We start from the raw sequence: 12,167 nt of genomic DNA, 5'->3' as shown, positions 1-12,167 counted from the left end.
CGGCCGGGCGCCCATGTGCCGGACACGTCACCCCGGCCGTCCCGCAGGCCCCCGCGCAGGCGGGAAGGGCGGTCAGCCCGAGCTTTCCGCGCACGGGCGGGGGGCTCGCAATGCCATGGTGGCCTGGTGGGCGAGCCAGGATTCGGCCTGGTCGTAGGACCATCCGTTCTGGTCGACCAGCGTGAAGTATCCGCTGTACCCGAAGTAGAACCACAGGATGTCGGTTGCCTGGTCCACCGTCATCTCCGGGTGGGTGCCGCCGATTGTGCGCAGATGGGCGGCGACGGTGGCGAGTGCGTCCCGATAGCGCCGGGTCCCGATCGCCAGCCCTTCGGCCGCGCCCTCGTTGTGGGGCGCCGTCGCGATCAGGATGCGCATGATGTCGCCGAAGCTCTCCCGCATGGACCTCGTCACGGCGGACAGCTGCCGCAGCAGCGCGTCCGGATCGGTGAGGGAATCCAGCTCGTCCATCGACGCGGCGACGACGGGGGCCTGGCTCCAGATGTCCACCAGGGTGCGCAGCAGACCCTGTTTGCCGCCTCCGACGGCGTAGACGGTCGTCGGGGCGACCCGGGCTTCGGCGGCGATCTCCTCGACCGTGGTCGCGAAGTAGCCCTTGTGCGAGAAGAGCTGCCGCGCGGCCTCGACAATGGCCAGCCGGGTGGCCTCCGCGTAATCGCTCCGTCGGTTCCTGTGCGGTGTGGACATGACCCGTACCTTGTCGCATCCCGGTCTCCGTTGCCAGGCTCCGTTGACCGGAGTTAGACTCCGGTGAGCGGGTTGCTTCTTTGATCGACGAGTTCTGCGGTGGCGCACGGACCATGCGGCGAGCGAGGGAGAGGCACTGCGGTGACGTATCCAGGGCGCACCACGCGGGGTACGGAGCTGGTCACCCGCCTGTGCCGTACGCCCCTTCCGAAGCCGGTGGTGACATCCGGGCCCGAGGACGGCTTCGCTCGCGCGCTCTCGAACGGGGCGAGTACTCGCCGCCCGGTCGTCGTTCCGCGGTGCGTGGACCCGGCTGACGTCCGGGTGCGCGTACCCCGCTGCTGCACCAAGGCCGCACTCAGGTGACCGGTCCCCGCTGAACAGCGCACGACGGGCTTGCGGACGAACTGGAGCCCGCCGCCCTCTTCCGGTGCCTGGGCGGATCTTCCGCGCCCGGAACGGCCCGAGAAGGACAGGTTCCGCGTCCCGGCCGTGCGCCGTCTCCCGACGGAGCGGCGCCGGCCACGGACGTCCGCACCGAGCAGAGCCCCATCCGCAGCGATCCGAAGGGTTCCCTTGTGCCGCACTCCCTCACGCCGGCCACGCCCATGGTGATACACCCCTCCGCACCCGTGGCAGCCTCCACGCCCGCGACTGCGTCCCCGCCGTTATCCGCGGCCGCAGCAGCCGGCGGCCACACCCCGCTTCCCTACACGCCCAACTGCCGTCGGCTCTTGCGCGACGCCGACCACCTGCTGATCGGGGTGAGTCCGGGCAACGGCTACTTCGGCATCCCCACCCTCACCCGTATGTTCCGGTGGGCGCATGCCACCTTCCAGCGGGTGGACGTCATCGTCCCCGACCGCTCCCTGGCGTCCAACTACCGCGCCCAGGGCTATCCCGACCGGGCGGCGCACAAGAAGGCGCGGACAGAGGTGTCCTGTGTCCGCAGGCGCATCCGCCGCGCCTTCGAGCGCAGCGGGATCCCCGAGGAGGACCAGCACACCCACCTGCTGTCCGACCTCGTCCATTCCGACGCCTACCAGCGACTGCACCTGCGCGTCCGGGACGCGCTGACCACCGACGAACACACCCGTGCCGTCTGCCGGGAGGTGTCCGCCCGCGCCGTTCCCATGGCGGCAGCCGGGTCCGGGACGGCGGGCGAACCCGGGACCGCGGCCGGTTCCGGCGAGGACGGCGGCGCGAGGCCGGGGGGCGCGAGCAGCGACGCCGCCGACCTGGCCCTGGAGTACCTCATCGACGAACTGCCCTTCTTCATGGACACCCCGAGCATCCTCGGCGTCTCCTCGTCACTGGTCAGCTATCACGCGCCGGTGGGCTTCGCCGATCTCCTCTACACCGGGGCCGGCCCCCTGCACGCCGCTGCCAACCAGGGCTTCATCCTCCTCAAGGACCACGCGGCGCAGTACTGACCCGACCGCACCCGGCACCGGTCCCGGCGGACCCGCACTCCGCCAACCAGGAGCGGACCACCCCCGTATGTTAAGGAGCGTCTCACCGTGGCCACCGCACAGGACCCCCTCACCTTCCCCTTCCACGACTGGAGCCAGCAACTCTCCCCGCACCATCAACGGCTGCGCGAAGCCGACGCACCGGCTTGCCCCGTCGTCTCCGAGTACACCGGAGACCGGCTGTGGCTCGTCACCCGGTACGCCACCGCCAAGCGACTGCTGGAGGACCCGCGATTCAGCTCGACCGCCGCGATGGCCCCCGGCGCGCCCCGCCAGGAGCCCGTGGAACTGCGTGCCCCCGGCACCACCGGCGACGGGGTGTCGGTACTGCGCGAAGCGGGCCTGCGCTCCGTCTTCACCGAAGGCCTCGGGCCACGCGCGGCCCGGCGCCACGGGAAGTGGCTCCGCGACCGGGCCGACACACTGCTGCGCGACCTCGACGAGCACGGGGGTCCCGTCGATCTCGCGGCGGACTTCGCACTGCCCCTGGCGGCGGCGATGACCTCCCGCGTCCTGCTCGGTGAACTCGGCGCCGAGGAGGTGGCGTTCCTCCGTGACCGCACCGATCTTGCCCTCCAGTTCTGCGGCGCCACCGCCGAGGAGCAGCGCGGGGGCCTCATCGACATCCACCGGTTCTTCACCGCCCACGCCCGCCGACTGGCCGACGGGCCCGGTGACCACCTGCTCAAGCGGCTCGCCGAAGCCCCGGCCAAGGCCGGCCCGCTCGGCGACGCCGCGCTGTCGGAGATCGCCGCGCTGCTGCTGATCGCCGGGTACCCCACGTCCTCGGGGTTCCTGTGCGGCGCCGTGATCACCCTGCTGCGGCACCCGGACACCGTCGCCCGGCTGCACCGCGATCCCGCGCTGGTCCCGGACACCGTGGAGGAACTCCTGCGCCACACACCGCTGTCGACCGGGGCCGCCAAACGGATGGCCACCGAGGACGCGGACATCGACGGCGTGCGGATCCGGGCGGGAGAGGTGGCGATGGTCTCGCTGGAGGCCGCCAACCACGACCCGGACGCCTTCGACGACCCCGACAGTTTCATCCCGGAACGCCGGGGCCCGGGACACCTCGGCTTCGGCCACGGCCCCAACTTTTGCCCGGGGAACCGTCTGGCCCGCTGCCTGATCGACGCGATGGTGCGCGCGGTGGCCGGCCGGCCCGGACTCCGCCTGACCGTGGAGCCCGGGGAGATCCGCTGGCACGAGGGCCTCTTCTTCCGCCGCCCGAAGGCGATCCCGGCCTCCTGGTGACACGCACGCGGCAGCCCGTCGCCCATGCCTGTCCATCACGTGCTCGGGCCGTCCGGCAGGCGACCGACGGCCACGGCCGGGCTGCCCGCTGAGAGCCCGAAAGCGGATGCCCGTGGTGCGCGTGGCTGCGGGAGTTGCCCGCCCGACCGGCGACAGAGGTGGTGAACGAACGGCCGGCTCGACGGTGCGCCGGGGCTTCCGCAACGTTCGTGCCTCCGCAGGAGCGGGCCTTCGTGTGAGTTTCATGTGAGGACCTTGCCGCGGAGGCAACCGACGACCCGATCGGTGCAGGTCCCCGGGCCGAAGGCGCCGTGCGGCGTTCATGTTCTCGCGCCGACACCGCCCGAGGCCGGACGCAGACCGGCGGCGCCGGCCTGGGCCGCCGAACGCCGGTGACGTGAGGTACGTCATGCCGTCAGTCGTCACCCGGGTCCGGGGCGGCGGCGCGGGGCCTGGGTGGTACCGGGATGCCGTCGGCGTCCTCGTCCCGGTTCTCCTCCTCGTACAGCCGCCGGTGGATCCCGTTGCGGCGCCCGGGCAGCACCCCGGCGCAGACGGCGGCGATGAGTGAGCCGGTCAGGACGGCGGCCTCGACGGCCTCGGCGTCGGCGGGAAGGGCCGGTTCGCCGATGGGCGGCGCGACGGTGAACCCGATTCCGGTCGGTACGGCGAGTGCGGGGACGTCGGCCCTGGCCAGGTCGGGGTCGAGCCGGGCGCGGGTGAAGCGCGCCGCCAGGCAGGTGCCGGCCGGAGCCTCCGGCCACCTCCGAGCGGCCGCGGGCGCGGCCCGCCCCCCGAAAACGGACGCGGGCGGAGCCGGCACCACGCGGCCGGCCCGGGAAAGGCGCGCGTGGGAGCCGGCCGGTCCGTGGCCGGGGCGGCGCGGGCCGGGAGCACGGCTCTCCTCGACGCGGTCGCCGCGCCCGCCGGCGGCCGCGCCGGGTCACCACCGGTCGATGAGCGGCGCCTCCGGCGCGTGGTGTCGCCAGGCTTCGGCGAGGCGGGCGAGGCGGGCGGGGGCGGCGATGCCCCGCACGGTGGCGATCCGGCCGTCGACGACGTCGAACGTCGCGGAGCCCATGACCTGGTCACCGACGACGAAGAGCATCGCGGGGGCCCCGTTGACGACCGCGTAGTGGATGGCGGGCGTGCCGCCGGCCAGTCGCCGTTTCGCGGGCGTGGGCTTGAGGCCGGCCCGCACGACGGCGGCGATGCGCTGCGGGGTGTCGAACCGCAGCAGCTTCTCGGCCAGGCCGCCGGCTCCGTCGGAGATGGCGATCGCGTCGTCGGTGAGCAGTGCCACCAGCTGCTCGGTGCGGCCGGAGGTGGCGGCGGCGAGGAATTCCTCCACGATCCTGCGGGCGGACGCCGGGTCGGTCTCGCCGCCGCCGCGGCGGGCGGTGGTGACGCGGCGCCGGGCCCGGTGCAGGTGCTGCTGGCTCGCGGACTCGGTGATGCCGAGGATCCCGGCGATCTCGGCGTGGCTGTAGGAGAACGCCTCGCGCAGCACGTAGACGGCCCGCTCGACGGGAGAGAGGCGTTCCATGAGCGTCAGCATGGCCAGGGACACCGATTCACGCTGCTCGAAGGTGTCGGCCGGGCCGAGCATCGGGTCGCCGTCGAGGAGCGGTTCGGGCAGCCAGTCACCGGCGGCGCGTTCCCGGCGGGCCTGTGCCGAGCGGAGCCGGTCGAGGCACAGGTTGGTGACGACCTTGGTCAGCCATGCCTCGGGCACCTTGATCCGCCGCCGGTCGGCGGCCTGCCAGTGCAGGAACGCGTCCTGCACGGCGTCCTCGGCGTCGGTGGCGGAGCCGAGCAGCCGGTACGCCAGCGAGGCCAGCCGGTTCCGGCTGGCCTCGAAGCGGCCGGCGTCGAAGCGATCGGTCGCGATGCTGTTCACGCGGGGCACCCTAGGGGGTCACGCGGCCGCCGTCCCGGCCGCGGCCTGTGGCGCGGCCAGGCGGTGCTTGCGCTTGGGTACGCCGAAGGTCGGGTGCGCGGTGCCCCACAGCGACATCCTGACGATGCCCGCCTTGATCCGCGCGGCCTTCCGTCCTCCCATGTACGTGGGCTTCGCCCGCCCTTCCCCGTCGACCATCTGCAGGATCCCGTCCCGCCGCCCCAGGCTGATGTGGTTGCCCACGTACTCCAGCTTGGCGTTCGGGACCTCGCGGCCGGTCAGCCGTGCCACGATCGCCTCCGTGTGGCCTGCCGGTGTAGCCGGCCGAGGCGCAGGACATCGGCAGCGGCCGGCCGTTGTCGCCGATGGCGTGGACGCTGTCGCCGACGGCGTAGACGTCGGGGTGCGAGGCCGACCGCATGGTGCGGTCGACGAGGATCCGACCGTCCTCGGTGACGTCCAGCCCGCCGGCGGCGGCGATGGGGCCGACCGCGAACCCGGCCGTCCACACGGTCGCGTCGGAGGCCAGGGCGGTGCCGTCGGCGCACCGCACCCGCCCCGCCTCGACGGCCGCGACCTCGGTGTGCTCCAGGACGGTGACGCCCAGCCGGTCGCAGGCCCGGCGCAGGTGGCCGCGGGCTCCGGCGGACAGCGAGGCGCCCAGCTCACCGCGGGCCACCAGCGTCACCGACAGGCCGGGCCGCATGTCGGCGATCTCGGTGGCGGTCTCGATGCCGGTCAGTCCGTCGCCGACGACCAGCACCTGCCTGCCCCGGCCCCGCCTGCCCAGGTCGTCCAGGCGCTCGCGCAGGCGCAGCGCGGAGGGCCGGCCGGCGACGTCGAAGGCGTGCTCGGCCACGCCGGGGACGCCGTGGTCGGCGACGCGGCTGCCGAGCGCGTAGACGAGTGTGTCGTAGGCCAGTTCGCCGCCGCCGTCGGCGTCGGCCAGGGCGACGGTCCGGCGCTCGGGGTCGATGGCGGTGACCCGTGCCTGGCGGAGCCGTATCCCGGTGCCTGCGAAGACCTCGGCGAGCGGTGGAGCCGCGATCTCCTCGCCGGCCGCGAGCTGGTGCAGCCGCAGCCGCTGGACGAAGTGCGGCTCGGCGTTGACCACGGTGATCCCGGTGTCCGCCGGGGACAGCCGGCGGGCCAGGGTTCCGGCCGTGTAGGCCCCGGCATAGCCGGCGCCGAGGACGACGATGCGGTGCTTCATGTGTCACTCCTGTCGGTTCGCTTGCTCCCGGTGGATTGAGCGGGACAGCGCGCCGATTACTGACAGGATCACCATGTGGCGTGGGTCACATCGAAAAGGGGGCGCCCGGGGCGTCGTGGCGGCCGGTCGCCCGGTCGGCGGCGCCCGGGAATCCCGCGAGGCAGGCAGCCGTACGGGGGACACGCGGCGGCGGGCCGCTCAACGGCATCCGGGCCGGGGCGGTTCCCGTGCGGTGCCGGGCCCGGGGGCGGTCGCCCGCGTACCGAGGGGTCAGGCCCGGGCGAGCTGCGGTGAGTCGAAGCTGAGGGTCGGCAGGAGGAGCCACTGCCGCGGGTTGCGGCGGATCAGCCCTTCCAGGATTTCCGCGATCAGTCCGAGCATGCTCTCCCGCGCGGCGCGGGCCTCCCGGGGCAGGCCCCGGACCAGGAGCGGCTCGTCGAACTCCATGGCGATGCGCTCGTCGTCCGTCCGCCTCATGACGGTGGGCAGCAGCATGGTGCCGGGGCGGGACGCGACCGCGACGAAGCCCGCCGAGACGGGACGGGTGCGTCCGAAGAGAGTGGTCGGGCGGGCGTCACGGCCGGCGTAGACGAAGTCGGCGTAGGTGCCGAGCACCCCGCCGGCCGCGAGGTGCCGGAGGACCTGCCGGATCGACCCGACGTCGCCGTTCACCACGGACAGCCGCGCGCCGTACCGGGGAACGGTGCCCTCGCCCAGCGCGACCACCCGGCGGTCGGCGAACACCGCCGAGACGGTGTGGAGCGCGTCCGCCGTGGTCATGGTCATGGGGGCGACCAGGACGGTGGGGTGACCGCGGGTCTCGTCCAGCCACTGCCGTCCCGACGCCACCACCGCCGGGAGCGGCCGCGCCACGCCCGCCGTCCAGCACGCCTGACGCCAGGCGCACCAGAGCTGGTGACCGATGTGGGCGCGCGGGTCGTCGTCGTGCGGCTCCACCAGACGCAGTGCGGCGCGGAGCCTGGGCAGCTCGCCGTAGGGGTCCCGCTCGCACACCCAGTCGGCGAGGCTCCGGAGCCCGGCGGGTGTGCGCCGGCAGAACACCCGGCTGGCGAGCGGATCGTAGGAGAGCAGGCGCAGCGCCTCGGCCATACCGGGCATCGTCTAGCCCAGCGACCGCTGGTAGTCGAGGAGCCGGGGGGAGTTCGCCAGGGAGTACGAGATCCTGTCGAAGGCGCACAGGGCCACCGCGCAGGCTTCCGGCCAGACCGCGTCGAGCGCGGGGGCGTGTGCCAGGCAGGTGCCTCCGCAGACGCCGTACCAGATGCACTTCGCGCACTCGGTGCCGCTGAGGTCGCGGCTCCGGATGCGGGCGGCGACCTCGCTGTCGCGGGCGGCGGACAGTCCTTCCCCGACGGATCCCAGTCCCGCCAGCGGGCCGGTGGGGTCGATGCAGTCGCACGCCTCCACCGAGCCGTCGGAGGAGATGGACAGCAGGTCACGGCCGGCACCGCACTCCGGGCGCATGCACATGTTGCCGCCCGGCCCGGCGATGAAGTTGTCCAGGTACTTCTTGACGGGGAGCACGGGGAAGCCGTCGAACTCCCCGGCCTCGACGGCGTCGAAGAGTTCGCCCCACGCGGTGACCAGCACTTCGGGGTCGAGGGCGAACGTCGCCTGCTGGTCCCTCCCGCGGCCGATCGGCTGGAACAGGCTCCAGTCCCAGGACGCCATGCCGAGGTCCCGGAAGTGCCGGGCCAGCTCCGACAGTCTGCCCTGGTTGGCGGCGGTGATGGTGCTCATGACGCCGCACCCGCGCACGAAGGACGGGTACCGCTCCAGGGCCCTGGCGAAGTGGACGTAGGTGCCACGTCCCTGGTGGTCGACCCGGAAGTGGTCGTGCAGGTCCGGTCCCCCGTCGATGGACACGCCCCAGGCGATGCCGTGGCGGAGGGAGAACTCCACGATGTCGTCGTTGAGACGGGACAGGTTCGACTGGCCCGCGAACCGCACCCGCTTGCCCCGCTCGGCGGCGAGCAGCCGGCCGGTCGTCACGAGCTCCTCGACCAGTTGCCAGACGAGCATGGGCTCGCCCCCGTGGAGGATCACCCACAGGTCGCGCTCGGCGAGATCGAGTGCCTGGGTCAGGGCGCTGACCGCTGTGTCCCGGGAGAGCACGACGGCTCGTTCGAACGTCTCGTAGTCGTAGCAGTAGGAGCAGGCGTAGTTGCAGGCGTTGGTCAGTTTGAGGATCACCGTGTTGAGCTGTTCGAACCGGCGCTCGGAACCGAGGACCCCGATCCCCCGTTCGAGGAGGAGTGCCCTCAGTTCGCCGACCGGCCCGCGGACCTGTTCGGGCAGCCGGTGCGGCGCAGACGCCACGAGCGGCAGGAGTTGCCCCGTCGGAGCGTCGACCGTCACCCAGCGGCCCGAGACCCGGTCCATCACGAGCAGGTGGTCACCGCGGCGGAGGGCTCGTACCCGCCCGGCGTCGAAGCGATCGCGGTGCAGTGTGAGGGGGATGGCGGTCATGGCGGGCGCGGCGCTCACTGCCCGCCGGCTTCACCGTGCATCTCCGGATACTCAAGGGCCGCGGTACGGAGCAGTGACTCCACGTGGGTGCGGCCGGCCTCCCGGTGCACGTCGCTCCCGGGTGCGCTGAACTCGTCCAGCACCGGAGGTTCGAAGTCCTCGATGTCGGCTCGCTGCGCGCAGCAGGCACGGGACCACTCGGCCCACAGCCCCCCGCGCTCCGCGTCGATGGCCGGACGGAGCGCCTCGATCGCGACCGCACTGACACCGACCGGCTTGACGCCCTCCGGGAGGCTCTCCAGTGCCCGGGAGGCCACATCCTCGACGTACGCGTCGATGTCCTGCTGGGACATGTCGTGCAGGCCCAGGGACTCCGGCGCCCGCAAGGTGATGATCTTGGCCACGGCTACTCCACGCATCGATCGACATGTCGCCACAGAACGGCATCCGTGATCGCAAGCTATCCCGACCATGCACATAAGGCAACAGAAGCGACACGGTGCGTCACCGATGCGGCGGGTCGCGACGCACCTCGGAGGCCCGGCCGGACCGGGCCACCTCACCAGCTCCGGCCGGGACAGCGCCTCCCGGAGGGAGAGGCCGGTCTCCTCACAGGACACGGGTTCGAGTGCCCGGGGCCCGGGAGGCCACCACCGGATCGCGGTCCAGCGGCTTGCGGCGCGTTGCCACCCACGGCGAGCCCTCGGGCGGTTCGTCTGGCGCCACGCAGCCCGGCCGTTCGACGCGGACGCTTCACTCGTAGACGGTGGCGGCCTGAAGCGCTCGGGCCAGGAAGGTCCAGTCCCCGCCTTCCGGGAGCTCCTTGCCGACGTTCCGGTACCAGCCCGGCGAGTCGCGCATCCATGCCGCGAGGGCCTCAAGGAAGCGGTCGAGGCTCTGGTTCTCCCATTCGTGTCCCCTGCGGAGATAGTCCTCGCGCAACTCTCGGACGAAGGAGACCAGTTCGTCACGGCTGCGGATTTCGTCGTCGGGAGTCAGTGGCATGGGCTGACGATAGCGCGCGCCCTGCACCTCCTTCGGAGCGCCCGTCGAGCGGGAGGAGCGTCGGCACATGCCGGGTGAGCACGGCGCCCCCTCCGCCGGGCCGCCGTCCACCCGACGGGGCTCACGCCTCCCGGCCGGTCGGTCCGCGGGAGCGGACGAGGGTGCCGCGGCGCGTCGGCACGCGGCGGCTCAGCCGGCCGAGGGGTTCCGTACCACCCCGCGTGCCTCGGTGAGGGCCCGCTGCCTGAGATCGCCGCCGAACAACTGCATCGTCGCGGCGGCCAGGATGTCGTCCCCGCCGATGGTCCGCCTGTCCCCCCTGCGGGTGGACAGAGCCTGGAGGGAACCGTCGAGCGACGGGGGCGGGGCCGGTTCGTCCGGCATCACCGCGGTGACCGTACCGAAGCGCCCGACCCCACTCTCGCGGACGACCACGGCCGCGTCCCGGGCGAGGTCCGTCAGGAACACGCTCGCGATTCCGTCCAGGTCGCGGACCATCACCGGGACGGCCGTCACCCCCTGGCTCCGCAGCAGCTTCTTCACCCCGGCCTCGAACCTGTGGGCGCCCACCACAGCACTCGGTTTGCGCGACCTGCCGCGCTTGCGGGACGGCACGATGACCCCTTCGGCGTCGTACAGGTCACCGGTCAGGCCACGGAACGTCGGGCTGTGGTCGTACCACTTGTGCCCCACTTCGAGCTCGACGTTCCGGTCGATCGCCGAGAGCAGGTCCCGGGGTATCAGCTTCTTCCGGCCCTCCTCCGCCGCCGCTCTCCTCGCGCCGCCGATGATTTCCGCCAGCACGGTGCGCGTCACCGACGCGGCGGCCCACGCGGCCGACCGGGAGATGTGCATCGCGGTCACGTCCCGGAACACCGCTCTGACGAGGGACGGCTTGAACGGCGAGCCATCCATGGCCGGGACGGCTTGGGGACCGCTGGGCGCAAGGCGTGGGGGCTGTACGGTCATCGGGCGAGACGCTCCCTGCTGACGGAGTGGTCATTCGGCCCACATCTCACCACGCGGACCGGCACAACGCTCACAGCGCCTGGCAGTTCGAAGCGCTCGGCCCGCTCGGCAAGCCGGCCCAGGTCGCTGCGGCCGTGGAGCAGGTCGTCGATGAACTCGCGGCGCGCTGCCTCCTCCTGCCGGATCGCGAGGCGCTGCGCCCGTTCGTAGCCCTCGGCGAAGGCGTCCACGGCCTGCTCCACGGCGGCGAGCAGATGCTCCGCGTCGGTGCCGCGGGTCGCGGGGTGAATCCTCTGGGCGGCGGAGAGGTGGGCCCGTACCAGGGCGCGCAGTCCGATGCCGGCCTCCGCGGCCCGTTCCCCCCGGCCGCGCAGCGCCTCCAGCTCGTTCCGGGTCAGTCTCCTGCCGGTTTCGCAGGCACTGGCCAGGATCTGGGTGTACCCCTCCAGATACCGCTCGGGTATGTCCTGCTCCGCCATGGCGCTCCTCCTTCCCACGCGCCGGGACCGCGTGCTTGACGCGCGGAGGCCCATGGTGGCATGGGGCGAACGCCCGCCGAGGGGCGGCCACCGGCATCAAGGAGGCGTCAATATTGCCGGAGGACGGCAATGCGAACGGCCGTGCCCTGCTGCCAGCATGTCCGGACCGGAGCCGTCGGACGGGACCGGTGCCGGGATCCGGAAGGCACGGCGGCGTGGCCGTGCGCAGCCGAGGAGGGGCTGACCATGGTGGAGTTCTGGTACGCCACGTCCAGGTTCCCCGTGGCGCTGTTCACCTCGGCCCTGGTCGTGGTGCTCGTCTTCTGGCTGCTGGTGCTGGTCGGCGCCGCGGACTCCGGCAGCTTCGACGGGGACGTGGACACCGACGCGCTGAGCCTCGGCGGGGTCCCCGTGTCGGTGTCGGCCTCGCTGCTGGTCGTCCTGTCCTGGGTCCTCGCCCTCACCGGGGCGCTCGCCCTCGCGCGTACCGGAATGCCGGCGGCCCTTCTCGACGTGCTGGGCCTGGCCGTGCCGCCCGCTTCCCTGCTGGGCGCGTGGTGGCTGACGCGGGCGCTGGTCCGTCCGCTGGCGAAGCTCTTCCCCGAAGACCCGCGCCGACCCGGCACGACCTCGTCGGGCTGACCTGCACCATCCGCGCCGGATGGGTGGACACC

Annotated in this window: 11 protein-coding genes and 2 pseudogenes; 3 read left to right on the top strand and 10 right to left on the bottom strand. The window is 72.9% G+C overall.

The features are described 5' to 3' along the window. Positions 1-72: 72 nt before the first annotated feature. Positions 73-708 (bottom strand): TetR/AcrR family transcriptional regulator, encoded by a 636-nt coding sequence (locus tag IHE55_RS28325; RefSeq protein WP_197991632.1) that lies wholly within the window; start codon positions 706-708, stop codon positions 73-75. A 608-nt stretch (positions 709-1,316) separates the two neighbouring features. Between IHE55_RS28325 and IHE55_RS28320 the strand changes: the two genes are divergently transcribed. Then, positions 1,317-2,141, top strand: a complete 825-nt coding sequence (locus tag IHE55_RS28320; protein ID WP_269671609.1) for a tRNA-dependent cyclodipeptide synthase — start codon at positions 1,317-1,319, stop codon at positions 2,139-2,141. An 87-nt stretch (positions 2,142-2,228) separates the two neighbouring features. Further along, a complete protein-coding gene (locus IHE55_RS32835) occupies positions 2,229-3,437 on the top strand; it encodes a cytochrome P450 (RefSeq protein ID WP_197991630.1) in 1,209 nt (402 codons plus the stop codon). A gap of 415 nt (positions 3,438-3,852) precedes the next feature. Here the strand turns inward: IHE55_RS32835 and IHE55_RS28310 are convergent, their stop codons facing one another. The 9 genes and pseudogenes from IHE55_RS28310 to IHE55_RS28270 form a co-directional block, all read right to left on the bottom strand. Then, entirely contained in the window at positions 3,853-4,260 is a 408-nt protein-coding gene (locus IHE55_RS28310) for a Na+/H+ antiporter NhaA (protein ID WP_372442742.1), read from the bottom strand. 120 nt (positions 4,261-4,380) lie between these two features. Further along, complete coding sequence (locus IHE55_RS28305; RefSeq protein WP_372442741.1) at positions 4,381-5,346, bottom strand: sigma-70 family RNA polymerase sigma factor; 966 nt, start codon at positions 5,344-5,346, stop codon at positions 4,381-4,383. Between the two features lie 9 nt (positions 5,347-5,355). Then, a pseudogene (locus tag IHE55_RS28300) lies at positions 5,356-6,550 on the bottom strand (NAD(P)/FAD-dependent oxidoreductase). Positions 6,551-6,820: 270 nt separating this feature from the next. After that, the gene (locus IHE55_RS28295; RefSeq protein ID WP_197991627.1) at positions 6,821-7,660 is read right to left on the bottom strand and encodes a lysophospholipid acyltransferase family protein; all 840 of its coding nucleotides are present in this window, start codon (positions 7,658-7,660) and stop codon (positions 6,821-6,823) included. 12 nt (positions 7,661-7,672) lie between these two features. Next, positions 7,673-9,040: a radical SAM/SPASM domain-containing protein gene (locus IHE55_RS28290; protein ID WP_197991626.1), complete on the bottom strand. Its 1,368-nt coding sequence runs from the start codon at positions 9,038-9,040 to the stop codon at positions 7,673-7,675. 14 nt (positions 9,041-9,054) lie between these two features. Further along, positions 9,055-9,444 (bottom strand): hypothetical protein, encoded by a 390-nt coding sequence (locus tag IHE55_RS28285; protein WP_197991625.1) that lies wholly within the window; start codon positions 9,442-9,444, stop codon positions 9,055-9,057. Between the two features lie 349 nt (positions 9,445-9,793). Beyond that, positions 9,794-10,045, bottom strand: a complete 252-nt coding sequence (locus IHE55_RS28280) for a DUF7660 family protein (protein ID WP_232265725.1) — start codon at positions 10,043-10,045, stop codon at positions 9,794-9,796. Between the two features lie 189 nt (positions 10,046-10,234). Continuing rightward, positions 10,235-11,014, bottom strand: a complete 780-nt coding sequence (locus tag IHE55_RS28275; RefSeq protein ID WP_197991624.1) for a hypothetical protein — start codon at positions 11,012-11,014, stop codon at positions 10,235-10,237. An 83-nt stretch (positions 11,015-11,097) separates the two neighbouring features. Beyond that, positions 11,098-11,493 (bottom strand): annotated as a pseudogene (locus IHE55_RS28270) (PucR family transcriptional regulator); the annotation flags it as partial. Between the two features lie 246 nt (positions 11,494-11,739). On the opposite strand from IHE55_RS28270, the gene IHE55_RS28265 reads away from it, so the two are divergent. Then, the gene (locus tag IHE55_RS28265; RefSeq protein ID WP_307826844.1) at positions 11,740-12,135 is read left to right on the top strand and encodes a hypothetical protein; all 396 of its coding nucleotides are present in this window, start codon (positions 11,740-11,742) and stop codon (positions 12,133-12,135) included. Positions 12,136-12,167 lie beyond the last annotated feature (32 nt).

Origin of the sequence: Streptomyces pactum, assembly GCF_016031615.1 — a bacterium.
Classification (GTDB): Bacteria; Actinomycetota; Actinomycetes; order Streptomycetales; family Streptomycetaceae; genus Streptomyces; species Streptomyces pactus.
This window is presented reverse-complemented; position numbering and strand designations above follow the sequence as displayed.